An 18,885-nucleotide genomic window follows, 5' to 3' on the forward strand; every position below is an offset into this window, starting at 1 on the left:
GACGCCCCCGTCCCCGTTTCCCCCGGTCAGCCGCGCAGCTCCCCCCGCGCGCCCTCCTGCCCGTCCAGTATGGCGGCGGATCGGCGGAGCTTGTAGGGCGCTGGGCGGCTGTCGGGGCCGAGTCGCGCGACGGCGCGCAGGATGTGCCGGGGCGGGAGCTGCCAGCGGACCGTGGGCGGAATGGCGCGAAGGAGGCGGCCGGTGGCGCGCAGCCGGCGGCTGACGGCGGCCGGGCGCACGGGACGCCCGTAGAGCTCGTGCGCGTACGCCGGGAGTGCGCCGTAGGCGAGCTGTGCCACCTGCCGCCAGAGCAGTGCGCGGGCCGCTACGAGCGCGGCCGGGGTCGGTGGGCGGCGCAGGAAGCCGTCCACCTCGCGGGCCTCGGGGGTCAGCGCCAACTCGGGCCGTACGCGGGCGAAGTAGGCGGCGAGCGCGGCCCGGCTGCCCGGCACCCCGGCCGGGTCGAGGCCGACGAGCCGGGCGCTCTCGCGCTGCTCGCGGAGGTAGGCGTCGGCCTGGGCGTCACCGACGGGGTAGCCGGAGCGGCGCAGTACGTCCAGGTAGGAGTCCACCTCGGCGCAGTGCACCCACAGCAGCAGGTCCGGTTCGTCGACGCCGTAGCGCTCACCGGTGTCCGGATCGGTGGCCGACAGCCGGCGGTGGATGCCACGGACCGCGGCGCCGGCCTGTTCGGCGGCGTCGGTGGTGCCGTAGCTGAGGGTGCCGACGAAGTTCGCGGTCCGCATCAGCCGCCCCCAGGCGTCCCGTCTCCCCTGCCCGCTCATCCGGAACGCGGCGGAGTTCTGGAACACCCCGCGCACCGCCCGCGGATGCAGCGCCTGGAGGTACAGCGCCCGGATGCCCGCGATCCACATCATCGGATCCGCATGCAGCTGCCAGGTCACGGAACGGGGCCCGAAGAGCCCCGGGTCGTCTGTGCGCACCACGCCTCCTGCTGCCGGTTCAGCGCCGTACCCGTGGCATTCCCAAGCCGATCCACGAGATGATCTCGCGCTGGATCTCATTGTTGCCGCCGCCGAAGGTGAAGATGACGGCGGAGCGGTAGCCGCGTTCGAGTTCGCCGTGCAGGACGGCGCCGGCCGAGCGCTCCTTGAGGGGGCCCGCGGCGGCGACGACCTCCATCAGCCAGGCGTAGGCGTCCCGTCTGGCCTCGGAGCCGTAGACCTTGACGGCGGAGGCGTCCTGCGGGGTGAGCGTGCCGTGCTGGAGGGCGTCGACCATCTGCCAGTTGAGCAGCTTCATGGCGTCCAGTCTGGTGTGGGTACGGGCCAGCCGGCCGCGTACCCAGCCGAGGTCGATGACCCGGCGGCCGTCGGAGAGCTTGGTGTCGGCGGCCCAGCGCTGGACGTTGTGCAGGGCGCGGATGGCCATGGTGCCGTGGGCGGCGAGGGTGACCCGTTCGTGGTTGAGCTGGTTGGTGATGATCCGCCAGCCCTTGTTCTCCTGGCCGACGCGGCGGGAGGCGGGGACGGTGATGTTCTCGTAGTAGCTGGCGGTGGTGTCGTGTGAGGCGAGGGTGTTGATCAGGGTGCAGGAGTAGCCGGGGTCGCTGGTGGGGACGAGGAGCATGGTGATGCCCTTGTGGGGCGGGGCGGCCGGATCGGTGCGCACCGCGAGCCACACCCACTCCGCGGTGTCCCCGTTGGTCGTCCAGATCTTCTGCCCGTTGACGACGTAGTGGCCGGTCTCCTCGTCGCCCTCCCGTACGGCGCGGGTCTTGAGGGCGGCCAGGTCGGTGCCGGCGTCCGGTTCGCTGTAGCCGATGGCGAAGTCGATCTCGCCGGACAGGATCCTGGGCAGGAAGTAGGCCTTCTGCTCGTCGGTGCCGAACTGCATGATCGTCGGGCCGACGGTGTTCAGCGCCATCAGCGGCAGCGGCACCCCCGCCTGGGCGGCCTCGTCGAAGAAGATGAACTGTTCCATCGGGGACAGGCCGCGGCCGCCGAACTCCTTGGGCCAGCCGACGCCGAGCCAGCCGTCGGCGCCCAGCCGGCGCACCGTCTCGCGGTAGAACCGCTTCTGGGCGGCGGGGTCGGCGAGATCACCTCTGGTGCCCCCGGGGTCCCGGCCGTAGGTGTTGTCCGGCACCAGCGCGGCGAAGTACGTGCGCAGTTCGGCGCGCAACTGCTGCTGCTCGCGGGTGTATTCGAGGTGCACGGCCCCTCCAGTTCGTCCGGTCCGGTCGTCCGGTCCGAGGGGCCCGCGAAGCTGACGGGCCGTCGGCTGCCGGATCGAGGGCACAGTAGAACTTGTTCCAGAAATACGGAAGGGCGCGGCGCGGGCGGGCGGCGGGCCGCGCCGCCGCACACACACGAAGGCCCGGTCCGGTACCGCTGTGGCACCGGACCGGGCCTCCCCAGGACTCCATCAGCCCACGAGGTGCTTCGCCGTGTGCTTCGGCTGCACCCGGGTGCGGTGGACGTCCTTGCAGTACTTGACGCGGCCGCTGTTGGTCACGTACTTCGCCGAGACCCAGGTCGCCCGCTCCTCGCGGGTCAGGTACCAGACGGAGTTGCCGCCCACACTCTGGGTGCGCACCTTGCACACCAGGCCGACGTGCGCGCGGTGGCGGAGGTAGCCCCGTACCGACGAGTCCGTGCTGGGGTACTGACGCTCGCTCAGGCCCGCCTTGGCGGTGACCACGCCGAAGGGCTTCGGGGGGCCGGGCGTCGCCTGCGCCGGGGCGGCGGCGAGCAGCGTCGCGCCGAGGGCGACGGCGGTGGCCAGTGCGCCGGTGCCGGCGGCGAGCTTTCTGCCTCGGGCCACGAGGATGTCGGTCGTGGACATAGGGGGTCTCCTGTTCTTGACGCGCGATGCCACCCACTGGTGGGAAGTGGACATTACGCGCAAACCACCTGGGGAATGTGGTGCAACGACGAACAGGCCGCCGATCGTGTGACAGTGCGGGTGCGCCCGGCTCACGGGCCGTCGCCGCCCGGCGCACACGCCGGGGGCGACCGGGCGTCAGCCCTCGGTACCGACGCGGTGGATGCCGAACGAGGCCCCCTGCGGATCGCGGATCACCGCGACCTTCGGCCCGTGCGGGACCTCCGTCGGAGGCACCAGCAGCATCCCGCCGGACTCGGCGGCCCGGGCGGCCGTCCCGTCGACGTCGGCCACCGCGAAGTACGGGAGCCAGTGCGCCCTGATGTCCTCCGGGTAGAACTCGTCCAGCGCGCTCAGGCCACCGAAGTCGGCGCCGTCGACGCCCCACTGCGGATAGTCCTCGTGGGTGCCCACGGTCCAGCCGAAGACCGTCGTGTAGAACGCCTTGGCGGCCTCGGAATCCCGGGTGGCCAGCTCGACCCAGCCGAGGGAGCCCGGCGCGTTGAACACCGCGGCGCCGGCGAACGAACGGGCCTGCCACACCGAGAAGACGGCGCCCTCCGGGTCGGCCAGTACGGCGAAGCGGCCCGCGTCGAAGACGTCCATCGGCCCCGTCAGCAGCCGGCCGCCCGCCTCGGTGACCGCCGCGGACACCGCATCGGCGTCCCGGACCGCGAACGAGACGGTCCAGGCGGTCGGCTGACCGGGGGCGTAGAGCGGGGTCAGCGCGGCGACGGGGTCCTGCCCCAGATTCAGCGTGGTGTAGCCGCCCGCCTCCTGGCGCGGATCGGTCTCGGCGCACCAGCCGAAGACCTGGCGGTAGTACACCTTGGCGGCAGCCACGTCCGAGGTCCCCAGCTCCACCCAGCAGGGCGCGCCGGGCGTGGGCTCAGTCATCTTCACGGTGTGTTCCGTCCCTCCGCGCCGGGCGACGGCCGGGCGGTTCCGCACTCATGTCCGTTCGCCGCGGATCCGGTCTCCGTACGCTGCCGATCGTCCGATGGGCACGGCGGGGCCGCAACCGGAGGGCCGCCGCGGCTTGCGGCCGGGGGGCGGCAGTCCGGCCGCCGTCACCGTTCGCGGTCGGTACGCAGAAAGCGCAGCGCGCTGTCCGGGGCATCGGGGGCGAAGACCTCGGACAGCGCGCGGGCGGCGTGGTCGGCGGCCTGTGCGGCGCGGGGCAGCAGGGCGGATTCGTAGGCGCGTACCACCGCGTCCGGGTCGCCGCCCTCGGCCAGTGCCTGGGCGAGTTCGCAGCCGTCGAGCATGGCGAGGCCGGCGCCCCCGCCGGCGAACGGTGTCATCAGATGCGCGGCGTCGCCGAGCAGGGTCAGGCCCGGGGTGTGGGTCCAGGTGTGCGGCACCGGGAGCGCGAAGAGCGGCCGGTTGACGAACCCGCCGTCGCTGTCCCGCAGGAGCGCCAGCAGCCGGTCGTCCCACCCGGCGAACCCGTCGAGCAGTACGGCGCGCACGGCCTCGGTGTCCGTCATCCGCACCCCGGCCGCCGACGCCCAGTCCTGGGAACCGCGGAATCCGGCGTACACCAGGAGGTGACCCCGGCCGTGCCGCCGGGCGAGCAGTCCCTTGCCGGCGGACAGCGCCAGCATGCCGCCGCCGCCGACGAGACGGGCGAGGTCCGGGTGGCGGCCGTCGGCGACCTCGATCCCGGTCTCGACGAAGGTGACACCGGAGTAGTGCGGGGTGTCCTCGGAGAGCATCGGCCGCACCCGGGACCAGGCTCCGTCGGCGCCGATGACCAGGTCGAAGGTCTCGGTGTGGCCGTCATCGAACTCGGCCCGGTGGCGGCCGTCGCCGAGCGGGTGCAGGGTGCGCAGATAGCTGCCCCAGTGCACGGTTCCGGCGGTGAGGGAGGCCAGCAGCAGACGGCGCAGTGCGGCCCGGTCGACCTCGGTGCGGTCGGGGCCACCGGGGGCGGGGGCGTCCGGGAGGAGCACGGTCGCGGTGTGGTCGAGCAGCCGCAGTTCCTGCCCGGCGGGGCGGGCGACGGCGGTGAACTCCTCGTACACTCCGGCCGCCCGCAGTGCGGTCCGAGCGGTCGTCATCCGCAGTTCCAGGGCGCCGCCTTGCGGATCGGCGGCGGCCGGCGCCTCATGGGCGAAGACGGTGACCGGTACGCCACTCCGCTGGAGCACCCGGGCACAGGTCAGTCCGCCGGGTCCGGCACCGATGATCGCGATGCGCGGAGTGGTGGAGTGCATGGCGCTCCTCGGCCGGGTGCGGAACCACAAGATCCACCCACCAGAGAAACACGGTGCCTGCGCACCTGCAATGGAGGCACTCGCGGGGAGACATCAACCCCAGGGGCCTCATCGGCTCTTGACGCGCCCTCATCGGGGAGGGGTGGGCGGAGCGGGGGAAGGGTAGGTCACCCCAGGTCGGGGCACTGATCGCCGCAGCGGGGAGGCCGACTGCCCGACAAAAGGGATAGTTGACCGTTTACCGAACGCGCGCTTGCAATATTAGGTATGCCTAACCTAATGTAACGACGCGTGTCGACGACCAAACCTCCTGCCACTGCACCCCCTGTGCCCGATCCGCGTCCCGCCGCGAACGTCCTGCGGCGCGTCCCGCTGTTCGTGGCCGGGCTCGGCGCACTGGCGGTCTGTGCCGCCCTGAGCCTTGCCCTCGGCGCCCGATCCGTACCGCTGTCCACCGTATGGGAGGCGCTGACCGGCGCCGCCCACGGGCCGGACGCCCTGGTGGTGACGGGCCTTCGGGTACCGCGGACCGTGGTGGCGCTCGCGGTCGGCGCCGCGCTCGGGGTCGCCGGAGCGGTGGTCCAGGGCATCACCCGCAACCCACTCGCCTCCCCGACGACGCTCGGCATCAACGCGGGCGCGGGCTTCGCGGTGGTCACCGCGATCTACGCACTCCATCTGACCCGGCCCGTGCAGTACGTCTGGTTCGCCTTCGCGGGCGCCGCGGCCGCCGCGCTGTTCGCCCAGGCGCTGGCCCGGCGGGCCGGTGACCTCGACCCGGTGCGCCTCGCGCTGGGCGGCACCGTGCTCCAACTCGTCCTGCTGTCCTGGACGTCGACGGTCATGCTGGCCAGCAAGCGGTCGCTGGACGAGGCCCGGTTCTGGCTGGCCGGTTCGCTGGCCGAGCACCCGCTGTCGGTGCTCTACCCGGTGCTGCCGACCCTGGTGATCGGCCTGGTCGTCGCGCTGGCCCTGACCCCCGCCCTCAACGCCCTGGCACTGGGCGACGATTCGGCGCAGGCGCTGGGTGTGCCGGTGTCCCGGATCCGTACCGTCGGCGGACTGGCCGTCGTGCTGCTCGCGGCGTCCGCGGTGGCGGTGGCCGGTCCGCTGGCCTTCATCGGGCTGGCCGCACCGCATCTGGTCCGCCAGTTGCTGCGCACCTCCGACCACCGGGTGCTGGTGCCCGGCTGTCTGATCGCCGGACCGCTGCTGCTGCTCGCCGCCGACATCCTCGGACGGCTCGTCATCCGGCCGTCCGAGCTTCAGGTCGGCATCATCAGCGCGTTCCTCGGCGCGCCGCTGCTGGCGCTGCTGGCCCGGAAGGTGGCCCGATGAACGACGTCGTACGGAGCGCGAAGCCGCCCGTCTCCCCCACGCCGGCCCCGGCCACCGGGCGCCGGGCCGGACGCGGCCGGACCCCGCTGGTCGCGCTCGCCGGTCTGGTGGTGCTCTGCGCACTGGTGACGGTGTCCGTGGCCAACGGGGAGATGCCGCTGCCGCCCGTCGAGGCGGTCAAGGGGCTGTTCGGCGCCGGTGAGCCAGGCACGGTGCTGGTGGTCCAGGAGTTCCGGGCCCCGCGGATGGTCGCGGCGATCGTCGCGGGCGCGGGCCTGGCCGTGGGCGGTGCGCTGTTGCAGCGGCTGTTCCGCAATCCGCTCGCCTCCCCCGATGTGATGGGGGTGACCGGCGGGGCCTCGTTCGGCGCGGTGGCGATGCTGGCCGCCGGGGCCTCGCAGGTGATGATGCCGCTGGCCGCGCTCGGCGGCGGGCTGCTGGCCGCGGTGCTGCTAGGGGTCTTCGGCTGGCGCTCCGGCACCAGTGTGACCCGCCTGGTGCTGGTCGGGCTCGCCGTACAGGCCGGGCTGTCCGCGGCGGTGAGCTTCATGGTCGTCAGCTTCCCCACCGAGCTGGCCGGTTCGGCCCTTCAGTGGACCACGGGTTCGGTGTACGGGCGGACCTGGACCGAGGTGTGGTCCGCGGGCGGTGCGGTGGCCGTGGGCCTCGCCCTCGCCTTCGTCCTGCACCGCCGGCTCGCCGTCCTCGACCTGGGCGACGACTCGGCCGGCACGCTCGGCCTCAACACCCACACCGCCCGGCTTCAGATCCTGGTCATCGCCATCGTGCTGGCCTCGCTGGCCGCCGCGCTGACCGGACCGGTCGCCTTTGTCGCGCTGGCCGTCCCGCACATGGTGCGGTTCCTCGCCGGGCCGCCGACCGCCGGGACGCTGGCGCTGTCCGGCCTCGCCGGTGCCGTACTGCTGCTCACCTCCGATCTGGTGGCGCAGTATCTGCTGCCGGTCAGCGGCCTGCCGGTCGGAGTGGTCACCGCCACTCTGGGCGCGCCCTGGCTGCTGGTGCTGATGATCCGTCAGAGCAGTTCCGTGAACAGGAGTGTCCGATGACCGCCAACCAGCTCTCCACCCACGGACTCGACCTGCGCTACGGCGACCGGCTGATCGTCGGCGGCCTCGATCTGGTGCTGCCGGGCGGCGCCGTCACCGCCGTGGTCGGCCCCAACGCCTGTGGAAAGTCGACCCTGTTGCGCGGGCTGACCCGGCTGCTGGCGCCGGCCGCCGGTACCGTCGCGCTGGACGGCGCCGATATCCACCGGATGCCGGCCCGTGCGCTGGCGCTGCGGATGGGGCTGCTGCCGCAGCAGCCGGTCACCCCCGACGCGATCACCGTCGAGGCGCTGGTCCGGCTCGGCCGCTACCCGCACCAGCGGCTGCTGAGCCCCTGGTCGGCGGCGGACCAGCAGGCGGTGGAGGAGGCGCTGCGGCGCACCGGCACCGAGGAGCTGCGCCACCAGCCCGTCGACCAACTGTCCGGCGGTCAGCGGCAGCGCGCCTGGATCGCGCTCGCGCTGGCCCAGGACACCGATCTGCTGCTGCTCGACGAGCCCACCACCTTCCTGGATCTGCGGCACCAGCTCGATGTCCTCGACCTGGTCGCCGCGCTGCACTCCGAGGCGGGCCGCACCGTGGTGATGGTGCTGCACGACCTCGGGCAGGCCGCCCGCTACGCGGATCATCTCGTGGTCCTCAAGGACGGGCAGCTGGCGGCGGCCGGCGCCCCGGCGGACGTACTCGACGCGGAGCTGGTCAAGTCCGTGTTCGACGTCGACTGCCGGGTGATCCCCGACCCCGAGACCGGCACCCCGCTGGTCGTCCCCAAGGGCAGCGCGAAACGGCACACCGCCGTCTCCGCCTGACCCGAACCCGCTCTCCCCCACGAGCACTCCCTTTCCGCTCCCCTGAAGGAAGTCGAACCCTCATGCTCATGAGATCTGCTGTTGCCGGCCGCCGGCTGCCGGCCGCCCTGCTCGCCGCCACCGTGGGCGCCGTGACCCTGACCGCCTGCGGCGGCGGCGCGTCCTCGGACGGCGACGACGCGGCGAAGGGCGGCGCCGGTTTCCCGCGCACCGTCAAGAGCGTCATCGGCGGCTCGGTGAAGATCCCGGCCAAGCCCAAGCGCGTGGTCGTCCTGGACACCGGTGAGCTGGACGATGTCGCCACTCTCGGCATCAAGCCCGTGGGCGCGGTCTCCCCGCATATGAAGACCGAGGGCGGCTTCCCCACGTACCTCAAGGACGAGATCGGCGGTGTCAAGGACGTCGGCCCGCTGCTGGAGCCGAACCTTGAGAAGATCGCGATGCTGAAGCCCGATCTGATCCTGTCGTCCAAGGTCCGGCACGAGAAGATCTACGACAAGCTCAAGGCCATCGCGCCGACGGTCTTCACCGAGACCACCGGCGGCCCCTGGAAGGCCAACCTGAAGGTCCACGCCAAGGCCCTGGGTCTGGAGAAGGAAGCCGACCAGAAGCTGAAGGCGTACGAGAGCCGGGCCAAGGCGCTGGGCGAGGCCATCAAGAAGAAGAACCACGGCACGATGCCGTCGGCCTCCGTGGTCCGCTTCGTGGCCGGCCCGACCCGCCTCTACCAGAAGTCCTCCTACAGCGGCGTGGTCCTCAACGACATCGGCCTGGCCCGGCCTAAGTCCCAGAGCTCCACCGACCCGGTCAAGACGATGCTGGACGTCAGCCCGGAGCAGATCGACAAGGCCGACGCCGACCTGGTGTTCGTGACCGTCGCGGACGACCCGGACAAGACCCAGCAGAAGGACGTCACGTCCAACCCGGTCTGGAAGGACCTGAAGGCCGTCAAGGACCACAAGGTCTTCAACGTGCCGGACGAGACCTGGATGTCCGGTATCGGCATCCAGGCCGCCGAGCACATGCTCGCCGATGTGGCGAAGGCCGCCGGCGTGCCGCTGCCGAAGAGCTGACGCCCTGGGCAGTGGCCCCTACCCCACCGGGACCACTGCCCTCCTGCCCTCTTCGCCCCCCCACCCCCGACCCCGAAGGGGCCCCGCTCATGCGGATGTATCTGCTCGCCCTCAACCCCACCGACTCGGTCACCGAGGGATTCCTGCCCGCCGCCGCCCGCCTCGGCCTCGACGTCACGATCCTGACGGACCAGCCCCCGGCGCACCGGGACGTATCCCCCCAGACCGAGGTCCTGGAGTGCGACGTCCATGACTTCCGCGCCGTCATCAACCGAATAGCCACCCACCACCGCGCCGACGCGGTCTTCACCAACAGCGACCATCTGCAGACTCAAGCGGCCCTGGCCGCCGACTACTTCGGGCTGCCCGGCAAGGACTGGCGGGCCGCGCTGCGCACCAAGAACAAGGGCGAGATGCGGCGCCATCTGGCCGTCTCCGGCATCGACGCGGTGCGGTCCGTGGAACTCGCCGCCGGGCAGGACCCGTCCGCGTTCGCCGCCGCCGACCTGCCCTATCCCGTGGTCCTCAAGCCCCGCGAGGGCGTGGCGAGCGAAGACGTGATCCTGGCCGGGGACCCCGAGGAACTGGTGACACGCGCCAAGGAGATCCAGGCGCGGCGCCCCCACGCGGCGCTGCTGGCCGAGGAGTTCCTCACCGGTGAGCTGTACACCCTGGAGACGATCGGCGACGGCCGGGTACGGCATGTCCTGGGCGGCTTCCACACCACCGTCTCCCCACCACCCGTCTTCATCGAGGAACGGCTGGACTTCGTCGCCGCCCCGCCGGAGCCCGTGATCGCACAGGTGACGGCGCAACTCGACGCGCTGGGCGTCGGGTTGGGTGCCTGTCACACGGAGTACGTGGTGCACGAGGGCCGGGCGAGGCTCATCGAGGTGAACTACCGCGTCATCGGTGACCAGTGCGACCTGCTGCTCTCCCAGCTCCTGGACATCCCGCTGTTCGAGCACATCCTGCGGGCGCATCTGGGCGAGCCGCTGCCCGCGGATCTCGGTGCGCGGCGCGACGGCGCGGGCCGGGTGGACAGCCCCCTCGCCGACCGCGCGGGCACGCTCACCGCAGCGCCCGCCGCCACCGACCGGACGGTGGACGGCGTACGGCTGACGTACCGGCCGCTGCGCGCGCTCGGCGAGCGACATCCGCACTACGGCACCAACCGCGACTACCTCGGCTTGCTGCGGGTCACCGGCACCGACCGCAGCGCCGTGGACCGGGTGGCGGACGGCTTCCTCGCCGCGGAGCGCTGGGAGATCACTCCGTGAACACCGCACTCGCCAGCGCCGAGGGCCGCTCCCCGCACCGGACCGGCGACCCCGCCGGAGCGGAGGAAGAAGCCGAGCTGCTGCTGCGGGTCCTGGGCGCGCTGCTGCGTGAGGACGTGGTCGGTCTGCGCACCCGTGGCACGCTGCTGGAGCGGCCGGACGGCCCCTGGCTGCGGCTGCCCGCCGACGAGACCGCCGGGGCGCTGCTGCTGCCCCTCGGCGAGGACGGCTACCAGAGCACGTACACGGCGCGGCTGCCGCTCCTCGTGCGGGAATCCGACGGCGCCCGGCTGACCACGGTCGACGAGGTCCTCACGGCGCTCCACGCGCTGGCCGATCCGGCCGACCACGAGGGTTTCGACGCCTTCGCCGAGGAGTGCCGCCAGACCCTGGAGACGATGCGACTGCACACCCGGACCCGGGACGAGGCCGAGAACGAGCTGATGGTTCGTCATGGCGCGGACCCGGCCAGCTGGCTGGGGCTGAACGGCGGTCTGGCCTACGACACGCTCGCCGCCCGGCTCGACCACCCCGTCTACCCGACCGCCCGCGGCCGGTCCGGCCTGACTGAAGCCCAACTGCGCGCCTACGCACCCGAGTTCCGCCCGGACTTCGCGCTGCGCTGGCTCGCCCTGCCGCACACCGCGGTCACTCTTCCGGGCGGCGAGGCGACGCTGCCCGCCTGTTGGCCGACGCCTGCCGAGCTGGGCCTGGCCCACCTCGACGACAGCCATCTCGCCCTCCCCGTCCACCCGTTGACCCTCGGCGACCCGCTGGACGGTGCGCTGCGCGAAACGGGCCTGGCGGGCGGGGCGGTACTGTCCGAGCGCGCCGTGGTCGACGTCGTACCCACCCTGTCGATGCGCACCGTGGCACTGGACGCCGATCCACGGCTCCATCTGAAGCTGCCGCTGGCCACCGCCACGCTGGGCCTGCGGAACCGGCGCACCATCAAGCCCCGTACGCTCGTCGACGGCGCGGCGGGGCAGCGGCTGCTGGAGACCGTGATCGCCCGCGAGCCGCGTTTCCGGGAGTCGGTCCTCCAGGCCGACGAGACCGTCTACGCGCACGCCGATCACGAGCTGCTGACCGTGCTGTGCCGCCGCTACCCCGCAGGGCTGGACGGCAGTGCCGTGGTGCCGATGGCCGCACTGCTGAGCCGGGCGCCCGGCGGGCGGCTGGTGATCGACCACCTCGCGGACCGCTTCTACGGCGGCGATCCGCTCGCCCTGCTGGACGCCTGCCTCACCCTGCTCTTCGACTGGCAGACCACGCTCTTCGGCTACGGCATCGCGCTGGAGTCCCACCAGCAGAACATCTCGCTGGTGTGGGACCGCACGGCGGACGGCACGCGGCTGCGGCTGCTGTTCAAGGACAACGACGGGCCGCGGATCAACGCCGCCCGGCTGCGGGACACGCTGGGAGCCGACGCCCCGGACCCATCGGACTTCGCCGACCCACGGATCTTCGCCGAGAGCGACCAGCCGGTGCTGGACCTGTTCGCCACCATCACCGTCCACCTCTGCGCCGGTTCGTACGCCTTCGGACTCGCCCGGCACGGACGGGCGCCGCTCGCGCGGCTGCTGGGTCTGGTCCGCGACCGGCTCGCCGAAGCCGTCGAACGGCTGGGCACCGCCCCGGGCGAGCCGGGCGCCGCGCTGCGCGCCTACGTCCTGGACGCCCCGCACCTCCCCATCAAGGCGATGGTGAGCGCCGGGACGCTGCTCTCCAAGGAGCGTTCGGGCGCGGCCGACATCAACAAGCACTACACCACCGGCCCCAACTACCTGCTTCCGACGGGGACTTCCCGATGAGGACCACCACTTCTCGCCAGGTCGAACCGGCTGTCGTCGAAACCAAGGACCGTCCGGGCCTCGCCCGCCGCCAGGTGCACGCCGTGGCCGGCTGCTACTTCGTGGCGTCGTTCGCCGCCCTCGGCCTGCCGCCCTACCTCACCGAGATCCTGCCCGAGTTCGGCGACGGCGCCGCCCGCTGGGCCGGACTGCTCTACATCATCCCCACCATCTTCGGCGCCATCGGCGCACCGCTGTGGGGGCGGCTCGCGGACCGCTTCGGACGTAAACGGCTCCTGTTGCGGGCGCAGTTGGGGCTGGCGGCGGCGTTCCTGCTGGCCGGCTGGGCCGACTCGATGGACACGTTCATCGCGGCGCTGGTCCTCCAGGGCATCCTCGGCGGCACCTTCGCCGCGTCCAACGGCTATCTGGGAGCGGCGCTCGAAGGCAATGCGCTGTCCCGGGCGCTCACCCTGATGCAGGGCAGCGCCCGTGCGGCACTGGTCTTCGCCCCGATCGTGGTCGGCTCGCTGACGCCGTGGCTGTCGCCGCACCGGCAGTACGCCCTGCTGGCCGTGCTGCCGCTGACCGCGGCCGTGATGCTGGCGGCGCTCCCGGAGCCGCCGCGGGTCCGCACCGGCGCACCGCAGGCCGCCACCGCGGAGGTCGACGCGGACGGCACGTCGGCGGTGGAGACAGCTGCTGCCGAGGCCGCTGCGGCCGAGCCCTCCGGGCCCGCCCCGCAGTCCTCGCTGCGCGCCCTCTACGCCCTGGAGTTCGCCTTCGTCTTCTCCACCGTCATCTCTTTCCCCTACCTGATCTCCCTCATCAAGGAACGGATTCCGGGCACCGACCCCATGGTGTCCGGCGTGCTGTTCGCCCTGCCTCACATGTGCTATCTGGTCGCGGCGATGGCGGTGCACGCCGTCTTCCGCACCCGCCCCCGGCTCGGTATCGGGATCGGCTTCGGCTGTATCGCGCTCGGTCTGGCCGGACACGGCCTGGTGGACTCGCTCACCGGCTTCGTCGCGGTCCGCCTGGTGCTCGGTGCCGGGCTCACCCTCGGTCTGGTCTGTCTGTCCGTGCTGGCCGCGGACTGTGCCAAGGGCCGGGCCCCCGGCGGGCTGTTCGGCTCGATCGAATTCTTCTCCAAGGCCGGTGCGGTCGCCGCCGGTGTGGCCGCCGCGGTCGGCAATGACTGGTTCGGCCCGGCCGCGCCCGTCCTGACCGGCACCGCGATCGCCCTGGTCACCGTCCTCGCGACCGCCGCCCCTGTTCTGCTCTCCCGCCTCCCCCGCACCCGCAGGAGCCCGCGATGCCTCCGCTGACCAATTCCCCCGGCACCGCCGCGGCGCCCGCCGCCCCCGCCGGTCTGCCCACCGCCGACCAGGCCGTGGCGCACACCCTGCTCAACTGCCTGCTGCGCGAGGTGTCCGGACCCGAGCACCAGACCGCCGTCGACAACGGGCGGCTGCTGATCCGGCTGCCGCGCCGCGGCGTGCTGCTGCGGGTCGCGCTGCGCCGTACCTCGCTGCTGGGCGCGCACCGGTTCACCGGCCCGGTGTCCGAACAGACCGACGGCGGCTGGGCCGAGGTCGGCTGGCGCCGGCTGGCCGAGTACGTGCACGCCGAGCTGTCGTTGCGGACCGGCGTGGACAACGAGGAGTTCCTGGCTCAGATCGCCTCCAGCCACCAGGCCGTCTCCGCGGCGCTGGCGGCCCGTACGGCGCCGCACCCGGGCTCCGGGGAGCACGACGCGGAGGACTGGCAGACCGCCTATGTCACCTCCGAGCAGTCGCTGATCCTCGGCCACCGCTTCCACCCGACCCCCAAGGCCCGCACCGGCGATCCCGTCGCCTGGCAGTCGTACGCGCCCGAGACCGGGGCCGCCTTCCCGCTGCTGCTGCTCGGCGTGCGCGAGGAACTGATCGCCGAGGAAGCGGCCGAGGAGGGCGCCACCGCCCCGCTGGACGCGCTGCACACCGAGGTGCCGGACGGCTACCGGCTGCTGCCCGTCCACCCCTGGCAGTACGAGCTGCTGTGCGACCACGCCGGGCTGCGGGAGGCGCTGGACCGCGACGACATCCGTGTCCTGGGCACCGGCGGGGCGCCGTTCGCCGCCACCGCGTCCGTGCGCACGCTCTACGACGGCGAGGCGTTCCTCAAGTTCAGCCTGAACGTCCGGATCACCAACTGCCTTCGGAAGAACGCCAGTTACGAGCTGTCCGGGGCGGTGGCCCTCACCCGGCTGCTCGCGCCGGCGCTGGCCGATCTCGCCACCCGGTTCCCCGGCAGCGCGGTGCTGCGGGAGCCCGCCTACCGCAGCCTGGCGCTGCCCGGCGCCGACGGCCGCCCGGACACCGACCTGCTCGAAGGGTTCGGCGTCATCGTCCGCGAGGGTCTCTCCCACCGGCTGCTGCCCGGCACCACCCCGCTGCTGGCGGCCGCCGTCGCCGATGAGTACCCCACCAGCCCGGCCCATGTCTCCCGGCTCCTGGACGGCGCCGGACCGCAGGCCGCACTCGACTGGTGGGCCGCCTACCTCAATCTGCTGCTCCCGCCGGTGCTCGCCGCCTACTTCGACCACGGTCTGGTGCTGGAGCCGCACCTCCAGAACGTGCTGGTCTGCGTCGACAGCGACGGGATGCCCGCCCAGGTCCTCTTCCGTGACCTGGAGGGCACCAAGCTGGTCCCCGAGCACCACGCCGAGCTGCTGGCGTCGCTGCCCGAGCAGGTCGCGGCACCGATGACCTACGACGCACAGCGCGGCTGGGACCGGGTCGTGTACTGCCTGCTGGTCAACCACGTCGCCGAGATGCTCGCCGCGCTCGCCGATCTGCACCCGGGCACCGAGGCGGAGCTGTGGGCGCAGGTGCGCCGCACCCTCCAGACCCACGCGGACCGGTACGGCTGCCCGCCCCGGCTGGCCGCCCTGCTGGCCGGTGTCCCGCTGCCCGCCAAGGCCAATCTGCTCACCCGCTGGGAGCGCAAGGCCGACCGTGAGGCCGGCTATGTCCTGCTGCCCTCGCCGCTGGCCGAGGCCGTTCTGTCCGGTGCCGTGCGCGCCGACGACACCACCCCCTGGAGCACCCGATGACCACCCCCGGCCTCGCCCCCACCGCCGCGGTCCGCGACCGCGTCCACGGCCTCGCACCCGAGGAACTGCCCGCCTACCTCTACGACCTGACGGCGCTGCGCGCGCATGTGGCCGGGGTCCGGGCCGCGCTGCCCGAGCGCGTGGAGCTGTACTACGCGGCCAAGGCCAACCCGGAGCCGGAGATCCTGGGCGCGCTGCGCCCGTACGTCGACGGCTACGAGGTCTCCTCGGGCGGCGAACTGGTGCACACCGGCAAGGCCGTGCCCGGCGCCCCGCTCGCCTTCGGCGGACCGGGCAAGACCCCCGCCGAGGTCGCCCAGGCACTGGAGTGCGGGGTACAGCGCTTCCATGTGGAGAGCGTGTACGAGATCCATATGCTCGCGAACCTGGCCGCCCGGCTCGCCCCGGAGCGCCGGATCGCAGTGCTGGCGCGCTTCAATCTGCCGGTCGACGACGGTTCCCTGGACGGCAGTTCGCTCGCCATGGGCGGCCGCCCGACCCCCTTCGGACTCGACCCCGACCAGGCCGCCGAGGTCGTCGCGCTGCTCACCGACGGCACCTATCCGCACCTCGAACTCCGTGGTATCCACGCCCACTTGGCCAGCGGCCTGGAGGCGCCGGAGCAGCTGGGCGTGGCGGAGGCGATCGTGACCTGGGCCGCCGCGCTGGCCGCGCGGCACCGGATTCCGCTCGCCGAGGTGACCATCGGCGGCGGGATGGCGGTCGACTACGCCGCGCCGGAGCGCCGCTTCGACTGGACGGCCTACGGCGCGGGCCTGGACCGGCTCGCCGCGGCCCACCCCGGTCTCACCTTGCGGATCGAGCCGGGCCGGGCGCTGACCGCGTACTGCGGCTGGTACGCCACCGAGGTGCTGGATGTGAAGCACAGCCACGGCGAGGAGTTCGCCGTGGTGCGCGGCGGCACCCACCATCTGCGGACCCCCGCGACCAAGGGCCACGACCAGCCCTGCACGGTGCTGCCGTCCGACGCGCCCTGGCCGCACCCCTGGCCGCGGTCGGTGGCCCAGGGGGACCGGGTCACCGTCACCGGGCAGCTGTGCACCCCGAAGGACGTCCTGGCCCGCGCGGTCCCGGCGCCGGGGCTGCGGGCCGGTGACCGGGTGGTGTTCGGGGTGGCCGGGGCGTACGCCTGGAACATCTCGCACCATGACTTCCTGATGCACCCGCGCCCCGGCTTCCACTTCCTCGGCGCGGCGGAGCCCGGCACGGCAGAGGAGGCCTGAGGTGCTGCGCCCCAACGAGGTCCGGCGGAAGCTCGGGGCCGGCGAGGAGGTGTACGGGCTGTTCAGCACGCTGCCCGAGCCCACGATGGTGGAGATGATCGGCTGCGCCGGCTATGACTTCGTCATCCTGGACACCGAGCACACCCTCGTCGACCCGCAGCGGCTGGAGAACCTGATCCGGGCCGCCGAGGCGACCGGGCTCACCCCCTTCGTCCGGGTCCCCGAGGCCGACCCCGGTGCCGTGCTGCGTGCCCTGGACGCCGGGGCGATGGGCATCGTCGTCCCGCACGTACGCGGGCGCGCGGACATCGACGCCACGATCCGCGCCGCCCGCTACGCACCCGAGGGGATGCGCTCCCTCAACGGCGGCCGCGGCCCCGGCTTCGGCCGGATCGACCCGGCCGAGTACCTCCGCCGGGCCAACGCGGAGATCATGGTCATCGCGCTGCTGGAGGACGCCGAGGGCATCGAGGCGATCGACGAGATCCTCGCCCCCGGCGGCGTCGACCTGGTGCTCCCCGGGCCCGGCGATCTCTCGCAGTCCTACGGGGTGCCCTGGCAGGTCCGCCACCCCCGCGTGCAGGAAGCGGTCCGCACCCTGCGCGCGGCCTGCGCCCGGCACGCCGTCCCCTTCTGCGCCATGTCCACCACACCGGAGCGCCGCGCGGAGTGGCGCGCCGACGGTGTCACGGCGTTCGTCGTGGGCGAGGACCGTGATCTGACGGCACGGGCGCTGCGCGGACATCTGGCGCGCACCGCGGGACGGGAGTGACGGCAACACCATCGGCGGTGCCTGCCGGGGCCCCGGGCGGGAACGGATGACGGGGAAACCGATCGTCCGAAGGAGCTGAGCGGGACATGGGCCGGAACACGGCATTCTTGATCGCGGGAGCGGGGCTGGCCGGCGCCAAGGCCGCGGAGACGCTGCGCAAGGAGGGCTTCGACGGCCCGCTCGTGCTGGTCGGCGACGAGCCCGAGCGGCCGTACGAGCGGCCGCCGCTGTCCAAGGGCTATCTGTTGGGCACCGCCGAGCGGGAGTCGGCCTTTGTCCATCCGCCCGAGTGGTACGCCGAGCACGACGTCGACCTGCGGCTGGGCCAGGCGGTCACCGCCCTGGACCCGGCCGGCCACGAGGTGACCCTCGCGGACGGCAGCCGGCTCGGCTACGCCAAGCTGCTGCTGGCCACCGGCTCCACCCCGCGCCCGCTGCCGGTGCCCGGCGCGGACCTCGACGGGGTCCACTCGCTGCGGCGGCTGCCGGACAGCGACCGCCTCAAGGAGCTCTTCCGGTCCGCGTCCCGGATCGTGGTGATCGGCGCCGGCTGGATCGGTCTGGAGACCACCGCCGCCGCCCGCGCGGCCGGTGTCGAGGTGACCGTGCTGGAGTCCGCGGCGCTGCCGCTGCTGCGGGTGCTGGGCCCCGAGGCCGCCCGGGTCTTCGCGAAGCTGCACACCGATCACGGGGTCGAGCTGCGCTGTGGCGTCCAGGTCGCGGAGATCACCGGCACGGACGGTGCGGTGGACGGCGTCCGGCTGGCCGACGGCAGCCGTATCGGGGCCGATGCGGTGATCGTCGGCGTCGGGATCACTCCCAACACCAGCCAGGCCGCCGCGGCGGGGCTCAAGGTCGACAACGGGGTCGTGGTGGACGAGCGGCTGTGCTCCTCGCACCCCGATGTCTTCGCCGCCGGCGATGTCGCCAACGCCTACCACCCGGTCCTGGGCCGGCATCTGCGCGTCGAGCACTGGGCCAACGCCCTCCACCAGCCGCAGACCGCCGCCCGGGCCATGCTGGGCCAGGACGTCCGCTACGACCGGCTGCCGTACTTCTTCACCGACCAGTACGACCTGGGCATGGAGTACACCGGCTATGCCGACCCGGAAGGCTATGACCAGGTGGTCTTCCGCGGGGACGTCGACGCCCGTGAGTTCATCGCCTTCTGGTGCTCCAAGGGGCGGGTGCTGGCCGGGATGAATGTGAACGTCTGGGACGTGACCGATCCGATCAAGGCACTGGTGCTGAGCGGGCAGGCCGTCGACCCTGGGCAGCTGGCCGACCCGGGCGTACCACTGGACTCCCTCGTGCCCTGAAAGGCGGCCCGCCGTCCGGTTCTCACG

General features: G+C 72.9%; 16 protein-coding genes. 11 read left to right on the forward strand and 5 right to left on the reverse strand.

Translation table 11 applies throughout. The features are described 5' to 3' along the window. Positions 1-26: 26 nt before the first annotated feature. The 5 genes from QT196_RS06000 to QT196_RS06020 form a co-directional block, all read right to left on the reverse strand. Entirely contained in the window at positions 27-944 is a 918-nt protein-coding gene (locus QT196_RS06000; RefSeq protein ID WP_168477956.1) for an oxygenase MpaB family protein, read from the reverse strand. Positions 945-963: 19 nt separating this feature from the next. Next, complete coding sequence (locus QT196_RS06005; RefSeq protein WP_168477957.1) at positions 964-2,178, reverse strand: acyl-CoA dehydrogenase family protein; 1,215 nt, start codon at positions 2,176-2,178, stop codon at positions 964-966. Positions 2,179-2,388: 210 nt separating this feature from the next. Then, positions 2,389-2,808, reverse strand: a complete 420-nt coding sequence (locus tag QT196_RS06010; RefSeq protein WP_168477958.1) for an SH3 domain-containing protein — start codon at positions 2,806-2,808, stop codon at positions 2,389-2,391. A gap of 177 nt (positions 2,809-2,985) precedes the next feature. Further along, positions 2,986-3,750 carry a VOC family protein gene (locus QT196_RS06015; RefSeq protein WP_290354497.1) on the reverse strand — a complete coding sequence of 255 codons (765 nt, stop codon included), beginning with the start codon at positions 3,748-3,750 and terminating at the stop codon, positions 2,986-2,988. A 167-nt stretch (positions 3,751-3,917) separates the two neighbouring features. Continuing rightward, positions 3,918-5,066 (reverse strand): NAD(P)/FAD-dependent oxidoreductase, encoded by a 1,149-nt coding sequence (locus QT196_RS06020; protein ID WP_290354498.1) that lies wholly within the window; start codon positions 5,064-5,066, stop codon positions 3,918-3,920. 327 nt (positions 5,067-5,393) lie between these two features. Here QT196_RS06020 and QT196_RS06025 point away from each other — a divergent pair, with 327 nt between their 5' ends. The 11 genes from QT196_RS06025 to QT196_RS06075 all read left to right on the forward strand — a co-directional run bounded on the left by QT196_RS06025 (position 5,394) and on the right by QT196_RS06075 (position 18,858). Next, positions 5,394-6,404, forward strand: a complete 1,011-nt coding sequence (locus QT196_RS06025) for an iron ABC transporter permease (protein WP_290354499.1) — start codon at positions 5,394-5,396, stop codon at positions 6,402-6,404. After that, on the forward strand, positions 6,401-7,471 hold the full coding sequence (locus tag QT196_RS06030) for an iron ABC transporter permease (protein ID WP_168477962.1): 1,071 nt from the start codon (positions 6,401-6,403) through the stop codon (positions 7,469-7,471). Before QT196_RS06025 ends, QT196_RS06030 begins: the two co-directional genes overlap by 4 nt. After that, positions 7,468-8,280, forward strand: a complete 813-nt coding sequence (locus tag QT196_RS06035; protein ID WP_085923974.1) for an ABC transporter ATP-binding protein — start codon at positions 7,468-7,470, stop codon at positions 8,278-8,280. The genes QT196_RS06030 and QT196_RS06035 overlap by 4 nt, the downstream gene beginning before the upstream one ends. A 62-nt stretch (positions 8,281-8,342) precedes the next feature. Then, on the forward strand, positions 8,343-9,353 hold the full coding sequence (locus tag QT196_RS06040) for an iron-siderophore ABC transporter substrate-binding protein (protein ID WP_290354500.1): 1,011 nt from the start codon (positions 8,343-8,345) through the stop codon (positions 9,351-9,353). Between the two features lie 89 nt (positions 9,354-9,442). Continuing rightward, positions 9,443-10,633, forward strand: coding sequence for a siderophore biosynthesis protein (locus QT196_RS06045; RefSeq protein ID WP_290354501.1), 1,191 nt, complete (start codon positions 9,443-9,445; stop codon positions 10,631-10,633). 77 nt (positions 10,634-10,710) lie between these two features. Then, entirely contained in the window at positions 10,711-12,447 is a 1,737-nt protein-coding gene (locus QT196_RS06050) for an IucA/IucC family protein (protein ID WP_290356614.1), read from the forward strand. Next, positions 12,444-13,754, forward strand: coding sequence for an MFS transporter (locus tag QT196_RS06055; protein WP_290354502.1), 1,311 nt, complete (start codon positions 12,444-12,446; stop codon positions 13,752-13,754). The genes QT196_RS06050 and QT196_RS06055 overlap by 4 nt, the downstream gene beginning before the upstream one ends. Next, positions 13,742-15,523, forward strand: a complete 1,782-nt coding sequence (locus QT196_RS06060; RefSeq protein ID WP_290354503.1) for an IucA/IucC family protein — start codon at positions 13,742-13,744, stop codon at positions 15,521-15,523. Before QT196_RS06055 ends, QT196_RS06060 begins: the two co-directional genes overlap by 13 nt. Continuing rightward, positions 15,520-16,767 (forward strand): type III PLP-dependent enzyme, encoded by a 1,248-nt coding sequence (locus tag QT196_RS06065; RefSeq protein ID WP_266736445.1) that lies wholly within the window; start codon positions 15,520-15,522, stop codon positions 16,765-16,767. The genes QT196_RS06060 and QT196_RS06065 overlap by 4 nt, the downstream gene beginning before the upstream one ends. Position 16,768: 1 nt before the next feature. Next, complete coding sequence (locus QT196_RS06070) at positions 16,769-17,539, forward strand: aldolase/citrate lyase family protein (protein WP_266736443.1); 771 nt, start codon at positions 16,769-16,771, stop codon at positions 17,537-17,539. Between the two features lie 86 nt (positions 17,540-17,625). Beyond that, complete coding sequence (locus tag QT196_RS06075) at positions 17,626-18,858, forward strand: FAD-dependent oxidoreductase (RefSeq protein WP_290354504.1); 1,233 nt, start codon at positions 17,626-17,628, stop codon at positions 18,856-18,858. Positions 18,859-18,885 lie beyond the last annotated feature (27 nt).

This window comes from Streptomyces sp. P9-2B-2, assembly GCF_030406865.1.
GTDB lineage: Bacteria > Actinomycetota > Actinomycetes > Streptomycetales > Streptomycetaceae > Streptomyces > Streptomyces platensis.

What these genes read in the sequence shown, in the direction of transcription:
- QT196_RS06010 (WP_168477958.1), bottom strand. Translation starts at nt 2,808, where the DNA reads ATGTCCACGACCGACATCCTCGTGGCCCGAGGCAGAAAGCTCGCCGCC.
- QT196_RS06020 (WP_290354498.1), bottom strand. Translation starts at nt 5,066, where the DNA reads ATGCACTCCACCACTCCGCGCATCGCGATCATCGGTGCCGGACCCGGC.
- QT196_RS06030 (WP_168477962.1), top strand. Translation starts at nt 6,401, where the DNA reads ATGAACGACGTCGTACGGAGCGCGAAGCCGCCCGTCTCCCCCACGCCG.
- QT196_RS06035 (WP_085923974.1), top strand. Translation starts at nt 7,468, where the DNA reads ATGACCGCCAACCAGCTCTCCACCCACGGACTCGACCTGCGCTACGGC.
- QT196_RS06040 (WP_290354500.1), top strand. Translation starts at nt 8,343, where the DNA reads ATGCTCATGAGATCTGCTGTTGCCGGCCGCCGGCTGCCGGCCGCCCTG.
- QT196_RS06045 (WP_290354501.1), top strand. Translation starts at nt 9,443, where the DNA reads ATGCGGATGTATCTGCTCGCCCTCAACCCCACCGACTCGGTCACCGAG.
- QT196_RS06055 (WP_290354502.1), top strand. Translation starts at nt 12,444, where the DNA reads ATGAGGACCACCACTTCTCGCCAGGTCGAACCGGCTGTCGTCGAAACC.
- QT196_RS06060 (WP_290354503.1), top strand. Translation starts at nt 13,742, where the DNA reads ATGCCTCCGCTGACCAATTCCCCCGGCACCGCCGCGGCGCCCGCCGCC.
- QT196_RS06065 (WP_266736445.1), top strand. Translation starts at nt 15,520, where the DNA reads ATGACCACCCCCGGCCTCGCCCCCACCGCCGCGGTCCGCGACCGCGTC.
- QT196_RS06075 (WP_290354504.1), top strand. Translation starts at nt 17,626, where the DNA reads ATGGGCCGGAACACGGCATTCTTGATCGCGGGAGCGGGGCTGGCCGGC.